The following is a 26,510-nucleotide window of genomic DNA, read 5'->3' as shown; positions in this document are numbered from 1 at the left end:
GTTACGTTATAATAAGATACTTGAAACATTGTACGTAAGGAGGTCCATATAAAATGGATATTAATTATTCACTCCCTAACTTAACGAGTACGCTACAGATTATCGGCTGTCATGTAGGGAATTTTCATCCGAATTGGTCTTTTCCACGACATCATCATAATCTCTTTGAACTATTGCATTGTAAGAATGGAGAGATAAAGCAAGCGATAGGTGACCATGTTTTTACGTTTAGCAGTGGGGATTGGATATTAATAAAGTCTGGAATTATACATGCTTCTGAGAATAACTCAACATCCGTTTATCGTTTCTTTAATTTACATTTCGACCTGGATGACCCGATTATTCGTGCACGATTATGCAAAACGGATTATGTGATCATTAAGGCAGAAGAGGCAACTCAACTATCTTTACTGTCACATGTTAACGCTATTGAAAATGCTCTTTTGCACAATAATCGAATAGATACAGTTGAAGACGATAAAGCTTATAATCGCCTTATTATCCAATCTCACACTATAGGGATCATTAGTGAATTTATAAAGTACAGCGAAAAAACGATTAGTCCGATTCTGATGAGTGATGATAAGATGCATAATGCCTCCATATTTGAAACTGAGCTAGCCCATGAGATTGAAGACAAACTACGGAATGGAAATAATGAAGGAGTAGCTGAAATTGCTGCCTCATTAGGGATTAGTCGCGGACGCTGCACGCATATATTTACTAAGGTTTATGGGGAATCGCCGCGACAGTATAGGAGTAAAATTGTGCTTAATCAGGCGAAGCATTTGCTTGTGCATTCGACCTATACGATGGAAGAGCTAGCTGAACAGCTTGGATTTCAGTCTGCAAGCCACTTTTCTAGACAATTCCGTCGGTGGACAGGCAAACCGCCTAGTGCATTTCGACCGAAATTTGTTCGTTCTCAAAGCAACGAGGGCAGGTAATCTCTATTGTTAATATTGTGTGCTCATATTCGCTTGAATCTCAAGTTCAGGATTTTCTGTATAAAGATGATAGCGCTTCAATGCATTTGATGTCGAAAACCTTTACAGATTACAAGAAATAGATTCTACAAAAGCTGATAAAGTTAACGGGAGATTGCGCCAAGTTAGATGCTAAGGCGAATGGTACCTGCGTCGTTTATAAAACAAAAGATGGGCAGTTTATAAAAGAATATAGCCATGGTAATATTGAACAAATTAAGAAACAGGAAAATGATCATGAATGAATCAACTGCTGTTATGTTTGTATTCGCTGGTAGCAGGCTACAAGAGGTTGAACCGCTTAAGGAAGTCCGGTAAGCAACTTTACCATAAACGAAAAGAAACAATTGAGGTAAGCTTCGCGGATGCTAAACAGCACCATGGTTTCGCTATTGCCGTTTGCGAGGGTTGCGGCAACGGGCCGCAACCCTCAAGTGTATATTTCAGGGGGGGTCATGAATGTAACTTAACCTTTGAAAAGGAAGTCTTCTATATAACGAAGCGAAGATTAATATTTTCTCAATAGCGCCGGAAGAACGAAAGCATTGATCGTCTCATGCAACTGCTCGCTTGTGACAGCTTCCCGATGCTTGACGGCATAGATGCTCGCACTTTCTAACATGCCGAGTAAGCAGGCAGCTGCGAGCTCGAAGTTCAGCTCGTTTAATTCCCCGTCATTATGTCCCTGGCGGAGGACTTCGGACAAGAAATCGATGTAATTCTGCTTGATTACACCGATCCGCTCCAATATATCCGGCTCGATTCCGTTCGTTATCTCGTTAGAGATAATATGAATAAGCTCTCCGTATTGCAAGAATAACTCGATATGCTTGCTAACAATTTTCCGGATTTGTATATCGGCGGTCTCGTTTTCCTGCAGCACGTCCTCGATTTTCTCCATCAGCATTTGAAGTCCGTCCGTCACGATCCGCTCGAACAGTTCCCCTTTGCCCGAGAAATGATAGTAAAGCGTACCCTTAGCTACGTTGGCTTCTTTGGCGATGTCGTCCATGCTCGTCTTGTGATAACCGAATTCAGAAAAAAGTTTGATTGCGGCATCGATAATTTTATTTCTGCTCACCGTACTATCGGTCCCTTCCAACGAATCGATTTTCCCTAGAGTATACCATATGCCGGGGGATTAAACGATTCTCAGTGTCCTTCTTCCACCGCCTGATGGCTGCAAGCAAAGAAAACCCGCTGTCGTGCCTTCTAAGCCAGACCATTCATATCCACTCTCAGCGGAGGTTAGCGTCAAGTCTGCGGACTGCATGGCTTTGATATCCGGGAAATATATTCTCGTCGGTACGTCGACGCCGGCATCCTCATCCCACTCCATCTCGAAACGGTTGTGACCGCGATCGTAGGAGTAGCTCAGGATTTTCCCGGCGACCGCTGAAGGAAAGCCTCGGCACACTCCGTTAAAGGAGCTGTATTGATCCATCTCGGGGTACAAATAACACCAGTAAATATCACCGCATAACAATCGTTCAAAGTTTTTCTGAACGTCAAGACACGCTTGTTCCGCCAGATGGGATTCGCCGTAAGCTCCCCATTCCCCGATGACCATCGGCATGTTTAGCCTGTTCTGGGTTTGCGAGTGATTGTCGAAAATAAAGTCGACGCGACCGCTATTGGCGACGTGCACGTAATCGGAATCTGTAACCAAATCGTAGCCATGCGGCGCATACGCCTGCTGATCATCTGGTTGGCCGTTTGACCCCACAACCGGTTGGATCGAACTGGTCACTCCCAGATTTGAAAAGTAATTCGTTTCAAGAAACAGAATTCGGTCAGGATCGGCATCGCGAATGGCTTGACCCGTCTTCTGGAAAAAGGGAGAGAGCACATCCCGTTCGAAAGCGACCTGCACTGGTGCCGTCGCATGCATGACTTGACGATAAACGTCGATGGAATCCAGTAAACTTAGTGCCTGCAACTTCTTCTCTGGATCGAGCCATACGTTCAGCAGCTCTTCCATGTTAGGGGGGAGTTGACCCGTTAGTTCTGCTGCCTGTTCTCCGTATGCGGCAAACATGCCTTGAACCATTTCCCCGACTTTGGAGCCGATGAAGGGTTCGTTCATCATATCGTATCCGATCAGATTAGGCTCGTCGCGAAGCCTTTCGACGACGAAACGCCAAGCTGATACGTAATGGTCCTGTAAGCCGACGCCATCGGAAGCAGGGGTGTTGTTCCAGAAGTGGTCGAATGCGGTTTGTACTGCCCGGTCAAACAGATAAGCATCGCTCCAGAGATCTGTTCGGACATACTCGTGGTTGTCGGTCAACGTGGCCCAGGCAGGGGCGCCGTCCGCGTATAGCGAGCTATACAAATCTTGGTGCATATCGAGAATGACGTACAGGCCGAATTGATCGGCCAACCGGATCATCTCCCGGACGTTATCTACATATTGGCCGTTGAATTGTCCTGGCGACGGTTCGATTCCGTCCCAGATAATTCCCAGCCGGATGACGTTGAATCCCCATTGCTTTAATTTTCGAAAATCCGTCTGTGTCCATTCATCGATATATCCTTTTTCTTTGTCCTTACAAACCATGCTTATGCCGTGAAGAATGACTTGGCGTCCTTGAGCATCAATGAAACGAGAGCCTTTCGTTGTCATGCTGTTCATATGAATTCCTCCACTCTTTAAATTTGTACTGACTAGTCAGTTTAATCATAAATGGTGGATATTGGGGATGTCAATCTAAAATTGAACGAAAGGTCATTAGTTATGACTCGGCTTAAACCGATGCTTGGATTCAAAACGTTCTCCTGTACCAGCAAGTAATGTTGAGAACGGGTTGTCACCTTGTACTATTTAATGGTTCTGGAACGCCAATTCATAAACATCATAAAGGACCGAAAAACTTATATGTTTCAAAAAAAAGTGATATATATTTCGAATCCTATGCCCAGATATAATAAGAGACAAACGATAGAAAGTGAATCTATTATAGTTAGGAGAACGATGAGAAATGAATATGAAGAAAAAAAAGTGGAAAATCTACGTGATCCATCATTCTCATACGGATATCGGTTATACAGAGAGACAAGAGAAAATCGAGCAATATCATGTAGACTTCATTCGGCAAGTGCTCGAAATATGCAAAGCTTCTCACACGGAGGATCGTCAGGAATGGAAAGGCTTTAAGTGGACCTGCGAAACCTTCTGGGCTGTTGAGAAGTTTCTAGAAGAAGCAACGGAAGGGGAGAAGGATCAATTCGTAGCCGCTCTGCAGCGAGGCGATATCGAATTGTCGGGCACCTACTTGAATATGACGGAATTGATCAATTTCGAACTATTAAGTAATATGCTCTCACGGGCAGGGAAGTTTGCCGAGCCACTGGGACTTCAAGTGAAATCGGCAATGACCGCAGACATTAATGGGTACAGCTGGGGGTACTCCCAGGCAATGGCGGACGCAGGAATTGAAAATTTGCTATCGTGTATCCACACCCACCATGGGATGTTCGCAATAGGCCGCAAGCAATTTCCGTTCTACTGGGAAACTCCTAAAGGAGATCGCTTATTAGTATGGAGCGGAGAGCATTACATGATGGGGAATGATCTTGGAATCAATCCGGATGGTACGCTTTCCTATACGATAAGAGACGAAAATTTTGTATGGGGCATTGCTGAGGATCACTGGACACATGCAGAAACTAGAATTTCCCGGTACCTAGAGCAATTAGAGAGGGAAGATTATCCATACGATTTTATTTTGGTTAATGTTATGGGACTGCTCCGGGACAACGCGGCACCGAATGGCAGAGTTGCGAGCTTTATCAACGAATGGAATCAGAAACACGGAGATAGAGTCGAGATCGAAATGACGACACTCAATCACTACTTTGATTTATTGAGGCAGCAAGATGTTGAAATTCCTGTATATCGTGGAGACTGGCCGGATTGGTGGTCGGATGGCGTTGCATCCACAGCGATGCACACGCAAATTTACAGAAATGCACAACGTACATTAGATGTCGTTAAGAGATTGGATTCAGATTGTAAGGTTGTCGATTCGCGTGATATTGCCCAAGCTGAACAGAATTTAATTATGTATGCGGAGCATACTTGGGGATATCATTCTTCTATATCGGAGCCATGGCAGATGATGGTGCAGGAGCTTGCTGTACGAAAAGAAGCTTATGCAGCTAATGCAAGCAGACTGGTGAATACCTCATTAGATGAGGTTCTTAAGGTGCGGGGAGATGTATTGTTAAGGGCGAACAGGGCATTCACGTACAAAGTGATCAATTCCTTTGATTATCCTGTGGAGGATTTGGCGCATTTCTACCTGGAAGAGCAATGGGAAGCGGACTATTTCAGGAAAGGCTTTGAAGTTGTTGATGAACAGACGGGAGAAGTCATTGTCCATCAACAGGAAAAAGTGAGCAGAGGGTACCAAATCGCTATCATGATTAAGTTGGATGCCAAGGAAGAGAGAAGATTTTTCATTCGCGAAGCTTCGAAACAATCTTCCGTTACAACCAGCAGTACAAGACTCCAAGGTGCGGATCGTATCCATGATCTTCAGAATTTGATACGCTTAACTCAGGAAGAAGCACCGCAGCTTATGATTACTGAGAATTCCATAGAGTCTCGCTATGCTCGCATCTCTTGGAATACAGGGGAGGGAGTCAACTCCTGGATTGATAAGCAGACGGGCAAGGAATTGATCGATCTTGATCAGGCTCATCGGGCATTCACCCCAGTATATGAAGTGACTCATGGAGAACGTAATGATCAAATGAACGTAAGAAGAATAATGGGCAGGAATCGCAAAGGAATGAATGTTCAGCGTTATTCCGGCATTCTTACTGGGGTAAAGGAAATAACGAACGGTCCGATTTATGGTATTGTTGAATTACAATATAAGGTACAAGGGATGAGCCATTATTCGTTATTTATCAAAGTATACAAGGAACAGCAGAGGGTTGATGTATCTGTTCGTATACACAAGGATAGCGTATGGGATCCCGAGAATGTCTACGTCTCACTTCCGTTTAATAAAGCAGACAACGGTGAGTTGTGGTTCGAGAAGGCAGGAGCGTCCATAAGACCAGGTACAGATCAAATACCGGGTACACTTACGGATTTCTATTGTATCCAGGAAGGACTTGCCTTTATATCTCCTCAAGGGGGACTAGCGATCGCGACTCCGGATACGCCTTTGATGCAAACCGGACCTTTGGAATACGGTCCAAGACTTGTTCATGGACAACAGAAGGATGACGGAAATAAGTCGTTGTACGCATGGGTACTGACCAACTATTGGGAGACGAATTTCAAGGCAACGCTAGGAGGATTCTATGAGTTCCGTTATATTCTACAATGGGGAAGTATAATGGATACGGTAGAGAAAGCCAATCAGGCTTGCCATAGCGTCAATGTAGGCGCGGTTTCGTTTAGAACATCATAAATTCGGGGGACAAAAGAAGGGCTGCATCTTTCATAGAGAAGCACTTCTTTTTTTCTGTTCCGAGGAGGATTGAGGCATGTATCGTATTCTGATCGTCGATGACGAACGAATTGAAAGGGAAGGAATCAAGCGATTAATTCAAGGCCACAAGCTGGGTCTTGAGACGATCTTAGCAGAGAACGGTGAGGTTGCGCTGGAGATCATTAAGGAGCAGCATATCGATATTCTGATTACCGATATCAAGATGCCCTTTATGGATGGACTGGATCTGTCGGAAAAAGTCAGTGAGATGGGTCTAGGTATTGAGATCATCATTTATAGTGCCTTCAATGAGTTCGAATATGCGAGAAGAGCAATACGAACTGATATTTCCAACTATTTACTCAAACCGATACAAATCACAGAGTTTCTTGGTGTCGTGAAACAAGCAATAACGGCCTGTGAGGAAAAAGCAGCAGAGAAAAAACGAAATGATCAATTGTTGAAGGGGTATAACCGGAGTATTGCGTATGAGAAAGAGAAAATGCTGTTAGATGCATTAAATGGGGTGGAGCATCACGGGAATCTCACGACATCTCCGGAGTTGCTGGAATACGCAAATAACGAGCAATGGTTCCATTTGATTCTTGTGGATTGCTCTAGGAAGTTTTTCGATATCCACAATGATGCATTTATTAGGTTATTAACGGAGCAAATGAGCTATGATCTCGATTATGTAAACTTAAATGAGCATCAAAGTGTGCTATTCGTTAAGCATCATGAGCCCATCCATAAAGAGGCTCTTCAAACGCTTGGAGAAGAGGTTATTCGTCGAACTGCTGAAAGCTTAAAGATGAAAGTGGGTCTTGTAATAGGGAACTCGGTAGACCAATTGGAACATATTTATAGCATTTATAACGAGATGGAGAAAGTTTTGGATTATAAGTTTTTTGTGGAAGATCAAGCGATCTTATTTACTGATGAACAATTTTCACAAGCAAATTTCGATGAAATTGAGCTGAATCCGATATTAGAGAAGGTATACCAATGTCTGGAGTATCACGATATTCAGGGAGCTCAATACAGCATCGAGCTGCTCTTCTCCTTTTTGAAAAGTAAAGGGCAATTCTCTTCTCTCTATACTAAATTCATATGCTCGGAAATTATGAAAAAAGTGGTGACGAGGGAGAACAGGCATGAATTTTCAGAGATTAATGATTATTTGGACAAAATTTCAAGAACGGTATCTCTACATGACTTGAAGGGGCTTATGTATTCCATTTTCTCTCTAATCGATAATAGTGAAGGATCAAAGGAGAAGGATAATTCTAATCTTAAACTTATCCGGACGATTAAGGAATTGATTGAGGAGGAATATAGTCAAGATCTCTCGTTGGAGAGTATCTCTGAGAAAGTGTATTTGACACCCAGCTATTTAAGCTATTTATTCAAGAAAGAAACGGGTCAAAGTCTCATCCGATATATTACACAGATCCGTATGGAAAAAGCCGCTGAACTGTTGACGGATACGAATATGAAGATTGTTGATATGTATAAGCAGCTGGGATATAGAAGCTCAACCTACTTTATTCAAACCTTTCGTCGTTATTATGGGGTGACACCGGCCAAATTTAGGGAAGCATCTTCGTAAAAAATCTATTTATATCATAAATTTGTGATATATCAGGTGATTATGGAAGCCTGCTATGATTGAAATGTAAGAAATACCTAATTAACGGAGGATGGTCATGAAAACAAAGAGACTACTTGCATTATTGTGTGCGGTTGCATGTTTTGGACTAGCTGCCTGCGGCAACACCAATACTTCGAGTCCGAAGGTAGAATCAAGCAATTCCCCACAACCAACAGAGTCTAACGCTGTGGCGAAAGAAGAAAACGCTTTCTCGAGGTATGATGATACCGTTACGATCACTCTCGGCAGACAAGGGGTTGCAGGAAATAACTTACCTCCTGGCGATACGCTTGAAAGCAACGATTATTTGAAGTATGTTGAGGATCGTTTGAATGTGAAGGTGAAATACGATTTCTCGGTAGAAGATTTGGATGCTTATAACCAGAAGGTCACGTTGGCGATTGCAAGCAATAGTATTCCGGATGTATTGGTCGTTGATGAACAACAATTCAAAAGAATGGCTAAAGCGAATATGCTTGCAGATTTGTCAGATGTTTATGAACAATATGCATCCCCACTGATTAAAGATTATTACAGCTCCTATTCGGGAGACAGGGTGTTGAATACAGGAAGAATTGACGGCAAGTTATTAGGCCTCCCGAATACGAATATTGATGGCAGCTACCAACTGTTGTGGATTCGTAAAGATTGGATGGAAAAGCTTAATCTGGAGCTTCCTAAAACAATGGACGAAGTGACAGCCATTATTAAAGCATTTAAAGAAAATGATCCTGATGGGAATAGTAAGGCAGATACAGTAGGATTGCTTGGGGACAAAGCGCTTGTGACGGACGGAGGATTCTTCACTTTCGATCCAATATTCAATGTTAATCATTCATATCCGAAGAGCTGGTTTAAGGATAACGATGGTAACATTATCTATGGTTCCACGACTCCCGAGACGAAGCAGGCTTTGACCGTATTAAGGGATATGTATGCTGATGGTTTAATAGATAAAGAATTTCTGACTAGAAAATATGAGGACAATGCAGGACTAGTGTCCAGCGGCAGAGCGGGAATTTTATTCGCTCCTTGGTTTGGTGGTTGGGCATTGTCTGATGCTGTTAAGGCTAATCCTGATGCGGATTGGATTCCTCTAGCCGTGCCATTAGATGGTGAAGGAAAGAGAAATGTTGTGCCATCACCTCCTTCTGGTACATTCTTAGTCGTGAATAAGAAGGCTAAAAATCCAGAAGCCGTATTGAAAATATTAAGCGTTGAGTACGAGGGGATTCGTCTTCTTGATCCGGTTACACGGGAGCTGTACAAGGATCTAGGTGTAGGTTGGTTGAACTATCCGCTTAATCTGCAACTTGATTACCAAGATGCGCTTGCCCGTGATGTTCCGGTTTATGAAAAAGCCATTCAAGACAAAAATATAAGCGATCTTCCTAGCAGGATTTTGCCGAGGGTTGTCGCCGTATTGAAAAATAGTGAAAATCCAAAACAAGATATGCCTGCCTATGCGGATTCGCTTGCCTTCTATACTGCAGCTTCCGTTACAGGCGCTAAAGAGATTAACAAAATTGAGCCTGTCTTCTATGGCAAGACCGAGACTATGCTCAAGAAGGGTGCTAACTTGGAGAAGCTTGAAAATGAAACTTTCTTGAAGATCATTACAGGAGCCGCACCGATTGAAGAATTCGATAAATTTGTTGCCACATGGAAGAGTATCGGCGGGGATGCAGTCACCAATGAAATCGCTGACGCCGTTAGTACTCAGTAATTCATTACAAATGTAATCATCAAGGTTTGGGGTATTCTTGCGAGGCAAGAATATCCCAATTACTAAAGCCTCGTTAGGTGGGGAAATAATGAAAAATCGATCATCTATTTTGAACTACCACATCATGCTGTTACCTGGAATTCTCTTGCTTATTGCATTTAGTGTCATTCCAATGTTCGGAGTAGTCATTGCCTTTCAAGATTTTCAGCCAACGCTCGGAATATTCCATTCAGAGTGGGTTGGATGGGAAAACTTCGAATATATGCTTAGTTTACCAGATAGCAAGCTAATCTTAATTAATACGCTTACAATCGCAGTAATGAAGATTGTTGCAGGCTTGATTGTTCCCTTTGTATTTGCCTTGCTGCTTCATGAGGTGTTCCATGTTAAATTCAAGCGAGTGATCCAAACCATTGTTTATTTACCGCACTTTATGTCTTGGGTTATCCTTTCGGGTGTTCTGATAAACCTCTTAAGTTTGGATGGGATCGTTAACCAAGTCATCAAGTGGTTCGGTGGGGACCCTATTTTATTTTTACAAAGCAATAGCTGGTTTCGATTTGTTATTGTAACGAGTGATGTATGGAAGGAATTCGGCTTTAGTACGATTATTTATATCGCAGCACTTACTTCTATCAATATGAGTCTATACGAAGCTGCTGCGATCGATGGAGCAAATCGGTTTCAAAGGCTGCTCAATATTACGATTCCCGGAGTATTAACGACAGTTATACTGCTAGCCACTTTAGGTTTGGGTAATGTACTGAATGCTGGGTTTGAGCAAATTTTAAACCTTTACAATCCAATCGTCTATGAATCTGGTGATATCATAGATACTTATGTCTACCGTGCAGGATTGCTTGAGATCCAATATGGTTTAGCAACGGCAGTCGGCCTGCTTAAATCTATCGTTAGCTTTATTCTTATAGCCATTTCCTACGGATTAGCTGCCCGGTTTGCCAACTATCGTATTTTCTAACAGAGGTGAATTAAATATGGTTCGTGGGAATAATCGCGTTGTGGACTTGTTGATCTATATGGTCCTCACCTTTATCGCCCTTTTAGCTATGGCTCCCATACTGAACACGCTGGCTATTTCTTTTAGTGGCAAAGTAGCGGCGATGTCCGGAGAAGTGTTTTTCTGGCCTGTTGACTTTAATTTGAGTGCTTACAAATCAGTGATTAACGATCGAAGCTTTTTCGTTTCATTCGGTGTTTCCGTACAAAGGGTACTTCTAGGCGGAGCAATCAATTTTGTAATCACTATATTAATGGCGTTTCCATTATCAAAATCCGCGAAATTTTTTCCGGGTCGTAATATCTATATGTGGTTTATTATCTTCTGCATGCTTTTCAGCGGAGGGCTAGTTCCCTGGTATATGACGATTTACACATACGGACTTCTGGATTCGATATGGGCACTGGTTTTGCCTACGGCTGTTCCAATCTTTAACGTCATTCTATTAATGAATTTCTTCAAGGGAATTCCTAAAGAACTTGAAGACTCTGCCAATATAGATGGGGCTGGTTCTTGGAGGACATTGATAATGATCTATATCCCAATCTCACTACCTTCTTTGGCAACGGTCACTTTATTTTCAATTGTGGGACATTGGAATGCCTTCTTTGACGGAATGATCTTGATGAACCATAAGGAAAACTGGCCATTACAAACTTACATTCAACAGTTAATTATTAGCTTAGATTCTATTATGAATACCACCGACCCTGAAGAAGTAAAGAGATTATCCAATATGTCGAGCCAACTACTCAATGCGGCGAAGGTTATGGTATCGATGATTCCGATCATGCTTATCTACCCTTTCTTACAAAAATATTTCGTGAGCGGAATTGTGCTTGGTGCGGTTAAAGAGTAGTGTCCTAAGAAATTGTTCCTGTCCATATAGATTTGTACGGATATAATAAATCTATATGGAAGGAAAGAGGGCTGGAGCTGACAGTGAAATTAGACTTTATCAATGACCTGAAGATGAAACATAAATTGTTCATTTCATATTTATTCGTTATCATGATTCCGCTTACAATTCTAGGTGTTTATTCTTATCAACAATCCAAGCAAGTACAAATTCAACAAGCTAATATCGTCTTGCAGGATAGTTTGAAGAAGATGGAAGATAATCTAAATTACAAGCTGCAACGATTTAATGCGGCTATTGATTTGATAAGCTATAACCCAAACTTTGCGCATATTTTTAACGAGGAATACAATGACTATTATGCAATGTATATTGATTTGCAAGAAATTGTTGATCCTTTGCTCAATACAACTCTCTTTTTGAACAGAGAGATTCAGCGGATCACGATCTACACAGGAAATAATCTTACCGAACGAATGAATTCGATTATGCCGATATCGACTGTAGAAAATGAGGTTTGGTACAAAGAAGTTTTAAATTCGACAGATACGCATTGGTACGCCCAAGAAGGAAAAATATTCGGAGTAAAAAGAATTTTTGGAGATATTAATTACGAAAAGAACAACCTGATTCATATGGAGCTAATCCCTGAGTTGTTCTTCGATTCTCTTTATGAATTAGATATGAAGGAAGCAACGATTGTAATAACAGATTCGCAGATGAATATTGTGTATTCAAGTAATCAATCTTCTATTCAACAGACAGTAGTTAGTCAATTGACTCAGCAGTCCAAACAAGATCCGAATGTGACCAACTCCGAATATGTATGGCACAAGAGGTTGATGAGGGAATCTGGTTGGACCATCTCCCTTATCGCATCTCCAGATGCCTTAACGATAAAACCTTGGAATATTATACGCGCCACAATCATTATCGAAGGAGTAAGTTTAGTTATTCTATTATTCATTATTTGGATGTTCTCTCAAGTGTTCGTGAGAAGGATTCAGCGATTGAATAATAAGATGAGATTGGTTGAGGAAGGAACATTTACGATTAATATGAAAGTGCATTCCAGGGACGAAATTGGTGAGCTGGAGCTTAGATTCGGAAAGATGTTGGCGAGCATCAATCAGTTGATCGAGGAGGGCTACAAAAGCAAAATCGTTCAGAGGGAAGCTGAGTTAAGAGCTCTTCAATCGCAAATTAATCCTCATTTTTTATATAACTCTCTGTCCATTATTAACTGGAAAGCGATAGAAGTCGGTGCCGAGGATATTAGCAATGTTGCAGGAATATTGTCCACTTTCTATCGAACGACGCTAAATATGGGCAACGACATTCTGTTTGTTAGAGACGAACTATTGAATATGAAGTCGTATCTTGAGATGCAATTGATTATGCATGACTACAATTTTGATGTGAACTATGACTTTGATGACGAGATATTGGATTGTCAAATGATCAAGCTGCTTCTACAGCCGATCGTAGAGAATGCGATTGAACACGGAATTGATCTGAAACGAACAGGCAGGGGTATATTGGAGGTTAGCGGAAAGTTAGATGCTGATGCCATTCTGTTTACCATACAAGACAATGGCCCCGGGATGGATATGAAATTGATAGATGAGGTACTTGTTAAACAGTCTAAGGGCTATGGACTTAACAATGTGAATGAGCGAATTAGAGTTAAATATGGTAGCGGATATGGGATTACAATCGAAAGTGAGCTTGGTGTTGGGACACGAGTTAGATTAAGAGTATCCAAGTAGGGCGGTAAAGAATTGTAATATAGTTGGCGAATTGTGGTTTTGCAATGGGGATAAAATTGCCGGTACTCACAATTTTCTATAGGGCCCATTCAACCTTTCGATACAACGGATGAGGGCTGCATGAAGCTTTGCAGAATATAAGGACGCTTGAGCTGCTTGAAAATTTCGATTACATGCACCATATTCACGCCATTTCATGGCTCTTAGATAGGGTGTTTTTTTATGGCAGAAGAAGAGGATTTGGCTAAGCTTTAGTGAATATTAAAAAATGAAATCATACATAATCACATGCTTAATAGGCAGCTGCATTTCGGAATTCCCGCTAAAAAGGATCAATTGATGAAAAAACGGACTCAGGACTTATTACGGGAAGAGGGGGTTAAAAATCAGTTTGGCATGCTCGGCATAGAAAATAAGGAAAATCAACATATAAGCTGCTCGCAATGTCATTGAAGAATTGGTTTTGAATAAGGGCTATGTATTCGAATTGAGTTCGTAGGTTATTTTCTAGTGCAAATAAAAATACTCCATTCCTAAAGAAGAGGTGCTTATGATGACAGCAAATTCTAATATTAAACCAACCCCGAAACAGCTTGAGTATCAATCCTGGGAGTACGGATTATTTGTGCATTTTGGTCTAAGAACGTTTTATGAAGGGTACGTAGACTTTGATCCAAGAGAGATGTCCCCTGCTTTGTTTAATCCGCAGCAATTGGATTGTGAGCAATGGATACGTACGGCGAAGGAAGCTGGAATGAATTATGCTGTACTTACAGCTAAGCATCATGATGGGTTTTCTAATTGGCCGTCGCAGTATAGCTCGTTCTCTACCAAACAATCCCCTTGGAAGGATGGGGAGGGGGACGTTGTCCGAGAGTTTGTTGATGCTTGTCGAAAATATGATGTGAAGCCTGGTTTATATTATTCTCCTTTTGACGGATCTGCGGATTTCTATAACCAGGATGCAAAGGCCTACGATGATTATTTCGTCAATCAAATTACAGAGCTGCTTGGTCAATACGGAGAGATTGATATTTTGTGGTTTGACGGCTGTGGCTCGGAAGATCATGAATATGATTGGAAACGGATCATTGGGGAGATTCGCCGCCTTCAACCGAATATCTTAATTTTTAATATGGGAGACCCTAATTTCCGTTGGGTGGGGAATGAGGATGGCATTGCGCCGATTCCTTGCTGGAATGTTGTGGATTCGCTTGAGTTTTCGATCATGACCGAGGAGAAGGAATCATTGCCGGATAAGCTATGGCTGCCTGCGGAATGTGATGTGCAGATGCGAGCAAATTGGTTTTATAGCGATAGCGATGAGCATACGGTCAAAAGTGTGGATCAGCTTATGGGCTTGTATTATTATTCCGTAGGGCGCGGTGCGAATTTGCTGCTGAATATCGGTCCCGACAGGCAAGGCTTGCTGCCTTCGATAGACGTAAGCCGCTTGAATGCAATGGGCGCAGAAATACGAAGAAGATTTGACAACCCGATCGCGACCTTGGAGCAATGTATTCAGAAAGAGAATGAATGGATTTATGAGCCAGCTCATCCACATCTGCTTGATCATATTGTTATTCAAGAGGATTTATCGCAGGGAGAACATATTCTGAATTTTCAAATCAATATCATGACAGAAAAATCGCATCGAATCCTAACGGTTTACGAGGGACAGAACATCGGCCATAAGGCCATTGTACGTATTCCGCCGGTTAAAGTTCGTGGTGTTTCTCTAATAGTGACAAATGCGCAAGGTGAGCCTTCTATTAGGGAGCTGTCATTTTATTATGTAGGGGAGAAAGAAAATGGATAGCTGTTCATAAGGCGGGGAGATAGAAAAGGTATGAAAACAGGCAATCCTACTCGGTGAATTGTCTGTTTTCATTAGGGATTCTCCCATTTCAATTTTATAATGTGTCCATCTAAGTGGACGATATTTTTTGTTGGTATCCTAATGAATAATGTAGTATTATTTGGATGTATTTGCCTTATTGATTTTTATAGCGAAACGGACTTTTACGCTTTATCTTCTGGGTAATTTTTAGCTGAGTTATTATGAACTTGCTTTAGTTTTGTCTTCGTTATCATTAATAGGTTGTCACTGCATTATATGAATACGCTTTCATATCATGCATGCGAAGTTCGATCAAGGGAGAAGGGATTTCTTGACGGCTGCGGAACGGAAAACAAAGGAGTGAAGAAGTTGGACCGTTACAGACCGAGGTATCACTTTACACCGCCACGCAATTGGATGAACGACCCCAACGGCCCTTTCCAATCGGGCGGCGAATATCATTTGTTTTACCAACACAATCCTTCTGCACCGGAATGGGGCGATATCCACTGGGGACACGCCAAAAGTCTCGATCTGGTCAACTGGACGCATTTGCCGGTTGCACTCGTCCCTTCGCGCGAGCTCGGAGAACTTCATTGCTTCTCAGGTTGTTCAGTCGTAAACGGCGACGATGTGACTTTGTTTTATACGAGCATCGGTGAAGGAGAACGAAACCCGACGAATGGAGCGCAGCAGTGGGCGGCCAGTGGGAAAGACTTACGAAACTGGCGCAAGCCGGACATCAATCCCATATTGACCGCGGACCTGCATGGAGATCTTCGGATTACGGAATGGAGAGACCCTTATGTATGGCAAGAGCATGACGGATGGCGCATGCTGCTAGGAGGCAAAGAGGACGACAAAGGCTGCAGCATGATTTATCGTTCCGATGATTTGGAAAAGTGGAGCTTCAAGGGGATTTTCCATCAGGGAGACGAGTCGATCTGGGAGTGCCCTCATCTGTTCCGCTTTGGCGATAAGGCCGTTCTGTTCTATTCCCCGAGCGGACCGGTTCGCTACGTTTCTGGAACAATAAGCGAGGATCGGATGACGAACGTGCTGAGACATGGCACCGTCGACTTTAGCGGATGGGAAGGCTATTATGCCTCGACAGGCTTCGTTGACGAGAAGGGTCGCCGTATCCTGCTCGGATGGGTTCCGGAAGGAAGAGGAGAGGATTTCCCGTTGAGCTTGGAATGGTCGGGGGCACTGGCGCTGCCGCGTGTTGTCAATCTCAAGCCGAATGGCGCGCTCGCGATGACGCCGGTTCCTGAACTAGAGATACTGAGGGGCGAGAGCCGAAGCTTTACAGGCGCTAGCATCGGGCAAGATCCGATGAATACGGGCGTACATTCGACGTCATTTGAGTGTTTGGTAGAAATCGATCGACAGACCGCAGGGACGGACAAATTGATCGTTTCCATATTTGCTTCGGCGTGCGGCCTTGAGTATACGGACGTGTGCTTGGATTTGGCGGCGAATGCGATCATTATTGACCGTACAAATTCGAGCTTATTCCCGAACGTACATAAATCGCCGATTAAGGGAGATTTGCCGCCCGCTGATGACGTCGAGCCGCTAAGGCTGCGAATATTTGCGGATCAATCGATCGTCGAAGTGTTTGTCGATGACGAAACGGCCCTTTCGGCGAGAGTCTATCCTTCCTTGGATGGCAGCGATGGCATCAAGCTTCGTTCAAGCGGTGACACGCTTGTCTCCAAGATGGAAGTCTGGGAGATGAAGGCGGCGGAAATCCATACCGAAAGGCTATAGTCGACAGCTGCTTTGATATGCTAAATTCGTCCATCGAAGGCGGGAGGAAGATATGGCAACAAGGAATATAGTTACAATAAAGCAACGTTTTATCCATATTCCCATTCACAACGACGCTCCGCTCAGCTTAATCAGATTGATCCGTGACGGAGTTGAAATAAAGCAATTCAGACTAAAGCTTGCGGATAAAGAAGTTCATTCCTGGTTTACTCTGGATCTGAAAGATTACACAGGGTGCGAATTGGAAACAGAATTGAGTAACGAAGTGCTCCGCGCGGAGCACCTCGTTTTTCAAAACGATCAAGCGGGAGAAGGAGAATTGTACCGGGAGAAATATCGTCCTCAGTTCCATTTTTCAATGAAAAAGGGCACGATTAACGGGCTGATCGACTTCTATCATGAGCATGGACAATGGCATCTATGGTATGAGCATAGCCTCTATGAAAATAGTGATTCTGATAAGTTTTTAGGATATGCGGTCAGCAAGGATTTAATCCACTGGAATGAAGCGGATGCGGATTACGATCTACTACAAACGCAAAACAAGAAGCGTAATAGGAAGTACGCTTCCCGCTTATTGGAGATACCGGTGGACGGCCATAAAGATCAATCGAAATGGCTTTGTGTTCATGAAGATAACACATATTCGATTGGACATTTGTCAGGTCATCGTTTCATCGCCGAGAGTGAACGCGCTTGGTTATGGTATGGACTTCATTCCGAATTATTGACTTATAAGGCTGATAATAACCGCTGTTTACTTATCGGTTTTAGTCAAGGAACGAGTTGTCTGGAAATGCCGTTCAATCAACAAATGCTCATTACAGAGTTGAACTTGCGAAAGACGGAGGATGGGATCAAGCTTCAAGCTGCGCCAGTCAAAGAACTTCAAAATTTACGCGTATGGCAAAGATGCTGGTCAGAAATCACATGTAATGATGGGCAAAGCTTTGAAGAGGACTTACGTTTTAGGATCGCTCCTGATGAATGGCCGGGCATTCGTATTTTGCCAGCCGAAAGAAAACCGGACGATATTTTCTCGGATATGCTGGAAGTACAGCTGGAGCTAGAAATAGAAGCAGATAGTCTTCTTGAAGTTCAACTCTACGGAATAAGTATTGTATTGGATAGGGCCCAGCAATCGATCGAATGTCGAGGCGTAGTCGCTCCGTTAACACAAGATAGTGGAAAGATTAAGCTGCAATTGCTGCTAGATAAAGCATCCATGGAGATTTTCGCCTGCGAGGGCGAAGTGGCGATGTCAATTGCCGTAGAACCCTTATATGAACAACGGAAAATTCGATTGCTGTGTCATAGAGGGAAAGTACGGGCGGATTCCGTGGAGGTATTCGGGCTACGTAGCATTTGGTCGAATTCGGAAGAAAGACTGCTGATAAACGAGGCGGTTAAAGACAATACGATTGTCTATCGATCGGATAGCTACACGATTTTTAAGCATCGAGTAGAAGACTCTATTTATGGAGAACCACCTGCTTACGTGCCCGATCGTGATACGATTATTTCTCCAACCCGTGCAATCGAAGAATTTAGCTGGCGCCGAACCGAGTGGAGTGATATGACGCGCGTCATTGATCGCGACAATGTGTGGCAACCTCAGCATGGAATTGCGAAGTTGCCGGATATTCGTACGGGTCATGCGACGATCGATGCAGCGTACCGTCTGGCTTCCGACATTTTTTACCGATGCGGTTCGAAAGAGTTTGCCCGGCCAGGCGAGGAAGGCATGTGGACCGCGGGGCAATTCCAGGGCCCGGGCGATGGCTTCGGCGTGTGGGTAAGGGATACCGCGCATGTTGCCATTCGAACTGGGAATATCTTGGACCCAGTAGGGGCCAGAAAATCGTTGCTCTTTACGACAAAGGGCGGCTTTGATAATGGCGTTGATGGCACAGCGATGCCCATTGTCGGGATATGGGATTATTATTTGGCGACGGGCGATTTGACGTTAATCAAAGAAACCTGGCACAGCCTCAAAGTAAGGATTGCCAAGCTTGAAGAAAGCTTTGACCCGGATCAAGGATTAATTCCTGCCGATCAATCGACCTCTAACGATGCCTTTCCAGAGCCGGAGTGCGGCGGATTCAGCCTAGCGACCGAAATTTACTTCTTGGAAGCTTTCCGTGCGATGTCGCGCATGGGAGCATATATGGGGGAACCCGAGAGTCAAATTAAAGATTGGGCCGATAGAGGTGAGTTAATTCTTGGCCAGATTCAAAGCCAATATTGGAAGGCAGAGGCAGGCTATTTTACAAGCGGTCCGATCGGCAGCGAGAGCCATCAACTTAGCTATTGGGAATCAGCCGGACAAGAGATCGCTATGTGGCCGCGTTACGGAGTGGCCACTCGGGAGCAGAGGCAGAGCATTCTGAATCGGCTTCCCGAGGTTGCGATGAACGAATTCGGGGTCAACGTATTTCCTTATCGTCAAGAAACTAACCACTTCTGCAATTCGGCGTGGGTGGTTTGGACAAGCGGGATGGCAGCCGCCGCAGGGCGAGAAGGGAGATTGGATCTTCTCATGACATTTATTGCGCAGCAGACGCGCAATAGCGTTATGAATAAGACGTTTTATGAAGCAATAGATTATCAGACAGGAAAGGCTTGGCGCTGGCCGGGTCAGCTCTGGCATGCCGCCGGTTTTATTTCCTATTTTCACTTGGGTGTCTTGGGTATGGAATATGACGAAACAGGCCTTACTTTTGCACCAGCAGTGCCCGAGACTATACGTGATCTGAGAGTAGAGAATCTTCGTTATCGGATGGCGAATTTCGATATCTTTGTCCATGGTTGGGGTACAAAATTTGTGATGAAATGCGACGGCAATCAAGTGGATAAGCTTCCTGCCGAAATTAAAGGCAAGCATTTAATAGAGTTCTGGGCTGTACAATGAAACATTATGTTCATAAATAAAGGATTAAATGGTTTAATTAACCGCCTTACATAGGGCGGTTTTTTTTATTACAGTGTATTTAGTTTGATCTATGTGTTGGTTATTGTATTATGATAGTGGAATGACTGCCTCAATAGGTATTTATTATATAGAACATTGGAGGATGACATGTCCTGGAGTAAATTGAAGCAACAACTGGAGAGTTTTCTCTGTCCTGCGTTATATGGAAGGGTCGAATACCGTGCAACCAGCTACCGTTATTTACCTGATAAAGCAGGACATTGTTATATTGCGGTAGATAAAAAGAACGTACTCAATATGAGTGATACAACTACCTTAATCAGATGGTATCAGACGGAACTGGAAATTAAGAATGATTCAGATATCCAAATTCCTATCACCAATGAAGAAATTGAAGCGGTTAGAAAAGTTACCAAGGGGACAGTTCCGGAGGATCGTCTAAAAGTAATTGCAAGAGGTAGAAGAATATCAGATTATGCAAAGGAGCTTATGTCAGCACAGTCCTCATTAAGTAAATCAAATTTTATCGTTGTAGCTAATAAGTTTTTATCCATTTCTATAGAGGAAAGCATAGAGAGCAATGATATCTTATTGAATATTTTAGCTTTGGTGGACAGACGAGTTGGGAAAAAACGAATTTTGAACATGAGTGAGAAGATGAAATTAAAGCATCCAAGTGTGCAGTTTTTTTATGAACTACGGCTTAGTACCTTATGAAAATAAATAACTCATACTGAGATTCAAATAAATGAATTAACGGGTATAGTGCCGCCGCTTACTTCCAATAATAAAAGTGAGCGGCGACACTATACCCGTTTTAATTATGTATAAAAATCGATTACAAAATTTGATAGGTTTTTATAAAGTGATAAATAATTAGATGAAATTGTGCATTTAACAATTTTTAAGGGTTATAATAAAGGTTGGTCTACCGATCATATTACATAGGAGGGAGATAAAATTGTATGGATCATATGATTTTCGAAGTTGGAACCGCATTGTTACTTATAGCGATATTTTCGCTGATAGCAGGTAAGTTCAAGTTTTCAATCATACCATTCTTAATAATTTTAGGGATGTTAGTTGGCCCACATGCTCCGACTGTTGGTTTGATTGATTTAACCTTCATTGAAAGCAATGAAGTGATCACATTTTTAGGACGTATGGGAGTTCTCTTTTTATTATTCTATATTGGACTCGAGTTTTCGGTATCCAAATTAATTAAATCAGGCCGCAATATTGTGTTTGGTGGAACGGTATACGTTCTCTTGAATTTTGTAATTGGTTTAGCCTATGGTTTCTTAGTTAGTTTCCCACTATATGAAACGTTAATTATTGCTGGGATGCTGTCCGTTTCCTCTACGGCTATTGTGGCGAAAGTATTGGTTGATTTTAGACGGACGGGTAACTCCGAAACAGAGCTCATCTTGGGCATGATCTTGTTTGATGATTTATTTCTTGCCGTTTTCCTTTCTGTGATGTCAGGTCTGCTGCTTGGAGGAGCAACGTCAATTGGTGGAATTCTGCTCTCCGTAGCTATCTCCATGGGTTATATGCTGCTGTTCTTCGTCATCGCAAGGAAAGGAACACCTTTATTAAACAAGCTGTTAAATATCACATCCAATGAGATATTTATTATCGTTGTATTCGCATTGTTGTTCTTTATCTCAGGTTTTTCTGAGACTTTGCACGTGGCAGAAGCCATCGGAGCTTTATTATTTGGACTTGCGTTATCGGAAACAACACATAGTAAGAGGATCGAACAGCTTGTAATTCCGTTCCGGGATTTCTTCGGTGCCATATTCTTCTTTAGCTTTGGTCTAAGCATTGATCCATTAACACTTGGTGATGCTGCATGGATTGCCATCGGGGCAATTGTACTAACAATTTTGGGGAATATCATAGCGGGAATGATTGCAGGTCGAAAAGCTGGGCTATCCCATAAAGCTTCAACTAATATTGGACTTACGGTTATGGCTCGTGGAGAGTTCACGATCATTGTAGCTAATTTAGGCATATCCGCAGGGCTATTACCGATTCTTAAACCATTTTCGGCGCTATATGTGTTAATATTAGCTATTCTAGGCCCGTTACTGGCGAAAGAGTCGAAACATGTCTATAATGGCTTAAACAAACTATTTAAATGGAGCAAGCCAAAAGAAAAATCTGAACAAGCAAATTGATATATATTGATTGGAGGATGTATAAGTAGATGGGAACAATAAGAGAATCTGATCTACCTGGAATAGGTAAAAAGTATCAAATGGAAACGAACTCGGGCGGCAAGATTGTAGTTGTCATTCATGATGATGGAAGAAGAGAGCTCTATCATTTTTTAGATGAGGATCCAGATGAATGCATTTCACAAGTAAGCTTGGATGATGATGAATCTAGACAGATCGCATCAATTATCGGAGGTATGCATTACAAGCCTAAAGCGTTGGATACCATTCAAGTGACGCTCGATGAGCTTATAATTGAATGGTGCAAAATAGAACCACACTTTAAAAGTATTAATAAATCAATTGAGGAATTACAAGTTAGAGCAAGAACGGGAGCAACGATCCTTGCATTTGTTGAGAAGGGCAAGCAGAAGATTAATCCTGGACCAGAAGATAAATTGATGGCGGGTATGACTCTTGTTATCGCTGGAGAGAGAAAACAAATTAAGCTGCTGAATGATTTGCTGCTAGGTGGATAACACAAGTTTGTAGTACTGATACGTAATATTATAAGGGCTTAGAATCTGTAAGATGATTCTAGGTCCTTTTTTTGCTTCAGCAGCTGTCTTATGTCGCCTACTTAAATCCAAAATGAATTTATTAACTTGGTTTATACATTTTATACACATTATTTATAGGGAAGTAACTGATACTTAAAGCCAAAACGGATAAAAGATGTTATACTGAACTTATCAGATAAGGGACGGTGGTCTCCATGGTTAGTTTAGTAAAGTCATTATGGATAAGATGGCTGCAATTATTTTGGACATTCTTCTGCATTGGACCTTCTACCTTTGGCGGTGGATATGCGATGATACCTATAATCGAGAAAGAGGTTGTCGGTAAGCGTGGATGGCTCGAGAGCGCAGAATTAAACGATATTCTCTCTATTGCAGGATCAGCTCCTGGGGGAGTGGGCGTTAATGCAGCGACTTTCATTGGTTATCGATTAGGCGGGGTTATGGGAGCCATTGCAGCTGTAATTGGAATTACCCTTCCGACTTTCGGAATCGTCTTTGTACTTAGCTTTGCATATAGTTGGATGGATATGAATCCTAAGGTAATAGCAGCTTTAAAAGGCATTCATGCTGCAATTATCGGGTTAATTATTGTTGCTGCATTAAAAGTAGCCAAAACCTCATTGATCGATAAATCGACTACAGGTATAGCCGTAGCAACCTTAACGTTACTGCTGTTTGTCGATATTAATCCTTCATTAATTATTATTACAGGTTTGTTTGTTGGAATTGTTCTCATGCAAGTGAAGAACTGGCTCGGACTAAGAGTGCATACTGAAAGGGTGAGGAACAACAGCTTCCAGAGTGAAATAACCTATCCGGAATATTACATTTAGGGAGGTGAAAGGATGTTAGCATTGGAGCTATTTGTTACCTTTCTAAAAATCGGGCTTGTATCGTTCGGGGGAGGCTATGCGGTCATACCATTAATTCAATTCTCCGTAGAAGAAAAGCAGTGGATGACCGTTAGTCAATTTCAGGAAACCGTTGCTTTGGCAGGGATGGCTCCCGGTCCCATTGCCACGAATACAGCTACATTGATCGGTTACCAGACATCTGGGATATGGGGAGCCATTGCTAGTACACTAGGTATCATTATTCCTTCTTTGCTGATCATTATTATATTAGCTGGAGTATTTAGCCGAATGAATCAGAATAAGTGGTTCAAGTCATCTTTTTATGGATTACGTCCTACTATCGTAGGCTTAATTGCATATGCTGCTATCCATTTTGGTTTCTCTGGTATTTCCATCCAGTCTTTTGACTGGACGCTGGCAGCGACTATGCTGCTATGCGCCGCTGTGGTCATCGGGATTATAAAGTATAAGCTGCACCCTCTGATGGTCATTGCACTCTCAGCAGGAGCTGGAATTATTATTTTTTAGATGCTCATCTGTTTCCACACCATTAATGCAGCACCAGCAGCAACGGCATCCTCTTTCAGCTCGCCTTTGGTGAAAACCGGCACGTATTCAGGAGAATAATAGGTATGTTTCTGTGCGACTTCGATGGCTGTCTGGAAAAAACGCTCCGTGGAATTAATTAATGCGCCGCCAAGAATAATCATCTCGGGGTGAAAAACATTAATGAGATTGGCAAGTCCAATTCCAAAGTGTCTGGCAGCTCGAAGAAAAAGCTCATGTACGTGAGGATTACCCATGCTTAATTCGGTCAAGAGCAGATCAAATTTTATGTTATCCACACCGAAAGGATATCTGGTAACAAACTCTTCTCTGCCCAGCTTGACCTCAGAGCGGGCTTGCTTCTCCAATGCATGAACGGAGACGAAGGCTTCCAAAGCGCCATAATTTCCTTGATCATTCAATCTTGGCCCATCCGTATGAATGATCATTTGACCGATGGAGCCTTCCCTGTCTACGGTACCGTGAACGATTTGACCATAGGACATCATAGCTGAACGAAGGCTTACTCCGGCATGCACATAGATCATATGCTGGATATTTAAATGTCTAATATACCAATGTTCTCCTAGCAATGCGGTATTTGCCCCATTATCTAAATAGGTGGGAATGCCGGTTTCCTTCTGAATGAGGTTACATATCGGTACGTTGATCCATCCTTTTGCTGGAAAATAGAGTGGTTTAAGGATAATTCCGTTGTCTCGATCAAGCGGGCCTACAGCGCCGATACCGATACCAAGTAGTTGGCGCTTATCAAGTTGGTGATCTTTGAGTAACGATTTCATTTGTTTGGCCACATACTTGACGAAGACTTCGGGGGTCATATCTTCATCCATTCTCCATCTAATAAAAGACTTGGGGTTCATTTGCGTATCAAAAAGACCTAACGAAGAATAGAAGCGAGAGATTTCCAAACCGAAAAAATAACCATAGGATGCATTAATTTGAAATAAAATAGGCTTTCGACCTCCATTGGAAGGACCGAAACCTGATTCTTCTATGAGATTATCCGCAAGAAGCTCATCAAGCAAGCGGTTCATTGTACTTGTAGGTGTATTAAAGTATGTAGAGAGTTCCGCTTTTGAGATGATGCCTTTCTCGGCAATATAGTAATATAGCATATTTCTTGATGTTTGTTTATGTAATGATTTGTCCATCATAATCTGACTAATTCTCCATTTCATAAGCAAGAGTTTATTAACGTATTAAATATCATAACCCAAATGGCTGATGCAAGCTACAATAGGGAAAAAACATTAAATTTTTCGGAATTGTAAAAAAAAGCATTTATAATAATGATATTGCATTCTAAAATCCATATATGATCTGAGGTAATGAAATGGAAAATAAACTTCCTTGTTGTTCAGCATCAAGAGAACAAACGAAAATAGACAATGTGCTATTGCCGGCGAAGGAAAAGCAAATGAAAACTGTGAACAAACCTTTGTGGGACACAATGGTACAGATACCCAAGGGGAAATTTAAGATGGGCACCGATTCACAGGATGGATTTCCTTCAGATGGAGAAGGACCGATTAGAGAGGTAGAAATTGACGCGTTCCAGATGTCGCCTTATGCGGTAACTAACGCAGATTATAAGCTTTTTGTTGAGGCTACTGGATATGTAACGGAAGCGGAACGTTTTGGCTGGTCTTTCGTTTTTCACTTGCTGGCTTCCGATGAGATGAAGAAGCATGTTGTTGACGTTCCTCAAGGCGTGCCTTGGTGGTTAGTTGTAAATGGAGCGTGTTGGTCTGCGCCTGAAGGGCCTGACTCCAACATTGACGATCGAATGGACCATCCAGTTGTTCATGTTTCATGGAATGACGCCGATCAGTATTGCCGCTGGGCTGGGGTAAGCTTGCCTACGGAAGCAGAATGGGAGTTCGCAGCTCGAGGAGGACTAGAAAGTAAAACGTATCCATGGGGTGATTTACTGAAGCCTGATGGTGAGCATCGCTGTAATATATGGCAAGGGAAGTTTCCGATTAAAAACAATGCAAGTGATGGATTTGTCGGCACGGCTCCTGTTAATACATTTCAGCCGAACGGATATGGACTTTACAATATGTCAGGAAACGTATGGGAGTGGTGCCAGGATTGGTTTAGCCCGGCGTATCATCGTCAAACGACGAGCAAGAATCCGCTGTTCAACCAGCCAACAGAAAAACGCTCGATGCGCGGTGGATCGTATCTTTGCCATCGATCCTATTGCAATCGATACCGGGTAGCGGCTCGAAGCTCAAATACCCCGGACAGCTCTACGGGAAACAGTGGTTTTCGTGTCATTCGACGAATGACTTAATGAATAGACGGACATATCGGTTTTGTAATACTGCATGCCG

19 protein-coding genes and 1 pseudogene are annotated in these 26,510 nt (G+C 42.5%); 17 read left to right on the top strand and 3 right to left on the bottom strand.

The window, feature by feature from the left end; all coding sequences use genetic code 11:
* Positions 1-53: 53 nt before the first annotated feature.
* Positions 54-947, top strand: coding sequence for a helix-turn-helix domain-containing protein (locus AC0YN6_RS19820; RefSeq protein ID WP_475748923.1), 894 nt, complete (start codon positions 54-56; stop codon positions 945-947).
* 334 nt (positions 948-1,281) lie between these two features.
* Positions 1,282-1,397 (top strand): annotated as a pseudogene (locus tag AC0YN6_RS19815) (transposase); the annotation flags it as partial.
* A 97-nt stretch (positions 1,398-1,494) separates the two neighbouring features.
* Here the strand turns inward: AC0YN6_RS19815 and AC0YN6_RS19810 are convergent.
* Together AC0YN6_RS19810 and AC0YN6_RS19805 are read right to left on the bottom strand one after the other, a co-directional pair.
* On the bottom strand, positions 1,495-2,067 hold the full coding sequence (locus AC0YN6_RS19810) for a TetR/AcrR family transcriptional regulator (protein WP_475748921.1): 573 nt from the start codon (positions 2,065-2,067) through the stop codon (positions 1,495-1,497).
* Positions 2,068-2,127: 60 nt separating this feature from the next.
* Complete coding sequence (locus AC0YN6_RS19805; RefSeq protein WP_475749027.1) at positions 2,128-3,612, bottom strand: cellulase family glycosylhydrolase; 1,485 nt, start codon at positions 3,610-3,612, stop codon at positions 2,128-2,130.
* Positions 3,613-3,967: 355 nt separating this feature from the next.
* Here AC0YN6_RS19805 and AC0YN6_RS19800 point away from each other — a divergent pair, with 355 nt between their 5' ends.
* The 14 genes from AC0YN6_RS19800 to AC0YN6_RS19735 all read left to right on the top strand — a co-directional run bounded on the left by AC0YN6_RS19800 (position 3,968) and on the right by AC0YN6_RS19735 (position 24,129).
* Positions 3,968-6,415, top strand: a complete 2,448-nt coding sequence (locus tag AC0YN6_RS19800) for a glycoside hydrolase family 38 N-terminal domain-containing protein (protein WP_475748920.1) — start codon at positions 3,968-3,970, stop codon at positions 6,413-6,415.
* A gap of 76 nt (positions 6,416-6,491) precedes the next feature.
* Positions 6,492-8,045 (top strand): response regulator transcription factor, encoded by a 1,554-nt coding sequence (locus tag AC0YN6_RS19795; protein ID WP_475748918.1) that lies wholly within the window; start codon positions 6,492-6,494, stop codon positions 8,043-8,045.
* Positions 8,046-8,142: 97 nt separating this feature from the next.
* Positions 8,143-9,813: an extracellular solute-binding protein gene (locus AC0YN6_RS19790; protein WP_475748916.1), complete on the top strand. Its 1,671-nt coding sequence runs from the start codon at positions 8,143-8,145 to the stop codon at positions 9,811-9,813.
* Positions 9,814-9,901: 88 nt separating this feature from the next.
* Positions 9,902-10,792: an ABC transporter permease gene (locus AC0YN6_RS19785; RefSeq protein WP_475748914.1), complete on the top strand. Its 891-nt coding sequence runs from the start codon at positions 9,902-9,904 to the stop codon at positions 10,790-10,792.
* A 16-nt stretch (positions 10,793-10,808) separates the two neighbouring features.
* Complete coding sequence (locus tag AC0YN6_RS19780) at positions 10,809-11,690, top strand: carbohydrate ABC transporter permease (protein WP_475748912.1); 882 nt, start codon at positions 10,809-10,811, stop codon at positions 11,688-11,690.
* A gap of 83 nt (positions 11,691-11,773) precedes the next feature.
* Positions 11,774-13,459 carry a sensor histidine kinase gene (locus AC0YN6_RS19775; protein ID WP_475748911.1) on the top strand — a complete coding sequence of 562 codons (1,686 nt, stop codon included), beginning with the start codon at positions 11,774-11,776 and terminating at the stop codon, positions 13,457-13,459.
* Positions 13,460-14,009: 550 nt separating this feature from the next.
* Entirely contained in the window at positions 14,010-15,278 is a 1,269-nt protein-coding gene (locus tag AC0YN6_RS19770; RefSeq protein ID WP_475748910.1) for an alpha-L-fucosidase, read from the top strand.
* Positions 15,279-15,668: 390 nt separating this feature from the next.
* A complete protein-coding gene (locus AC0YN6_RS19765) occupies positions 15,669-17,072 on the top strand; it encodes a glycoside hydrolase family 32 protein (RefSeq protein WP_475748909.1) in 1,404 nt (467 codons plus the stop codon).
* A gap of 52 nt (positions 17,073-17,124) precedes the next feature.
* A complete protein-coding gene (locus tag AC0YN6_RS19760; protein WP_475748908.1) occupies positions 17,125-19,983 on the top strand; it encodes a GH32 C-terminal domain-containing protein in 2,859 nt (952 codons plus the stop codon).
* Between the two features lie 168 nt (positions 19,984-20,151).
* Complete coding sequence (locus tag AC0YN6_RS19755) at positions 20,152-20,721, top strand: SF0329 family protein (RefSeq protein ID WP_475748907.1); 570 nt, start codon at positions 20,152-20,154, stop codon at positions 20,719-20,721.
* Between the two features lie 248 nt (positions 20,722-20,969).
* Positions 20,970-22,187 (top strand): cation:proton antiporter, encoded by a 1,218-nt coding sequence (locus AC0YN6_RS19750; protein WP_475748906.1) that lies wholly within the window; start codon positions 20,970-20,972, stop codon positions 22,185-22,187.
* 29 nt (positions 22,188-22,216) lie between these two features.
* On the top strand, positions 22,217-22,705 hold the full coding sequence (locus tag AC0YN6_RS19745; RefSeq protein WP_475748905.1) for a cation:proton antiporter regulatory subunit: 489 nt from the start codon (positions 22,217-22,219) through the stop codon (positions 22,703-22,705).
* 236 nt (positions 22,706-22,941) lie between these two features.
* Positions 22,942-23,580: a chromate transporter gene (locus AC0YN6_RS19740; RefSeq protein ID WP_475748904.1), complete on the top strand. Its 639-nt coding sequence runs from the start codon at positions 22,942-22,944 to the stop codon at positions 23,578-23,580.
* 12 nt (positions 23,581-23,592) lie between these two features.
* Positions 23,593-24,129 (top strand): chromate transporter, encoded by a 537-nt coding sequence (locus AC0YN6_RS19735; protein WP_475748902.1) that lies wholly within the window; start codon positions 23,593-23,595, stop codon positions 24,127-24,129.
* On the opposite strand, the gene AC0YN6_RS19730 is transcribed toward AC0YN6_RS19735, so the two are convergent.
* Positions 24,126-25,325 carry an ROK family protein gene (locus tag AC0YN6_RS19730; protein WP_475748900.1) on the bottom strand — a complete coding sequence of 400 codons (1,200 nt, stop codon included), beginning with the start codon at positions 25,323-25,325 and terminating at the stop codon, positions 24,126-24,128. The two genes, AC0YN6_RS19735 and AC0YN6_RS19730, sit on opposite strands and share 4 nt — an antisense overlap.
* 263 nt (positions 25,326-25,588) lie before the next feature.
* Here AC0YN6_RS19730 and AC0YN6_RS19725 point away from each other — a divergent pair, with 263 nt between their 5' ends.
* Complete coding sequence (locus AC0YN6_RS19725) at positions 25,589-26,470, top strand: formylglycine-generating enzyme family protein (protein ID WP_475749026.1); 882 nt, start codon at positions 25,589-25,591, stop codon at positions 26,468-26,470.
* Positions 26,471-26,510: the final 40 nt, after the last annotated feature.

The sequence above is a fragment of the Paenibacillus sp. J22P15 genome (genome assembly GCF_056269345.1).
The sequence above is the reverse complement of the archived record's forward strand: the minus strand, read 5'-3'. Positions and strand labels throughout refer to the sequence as shown.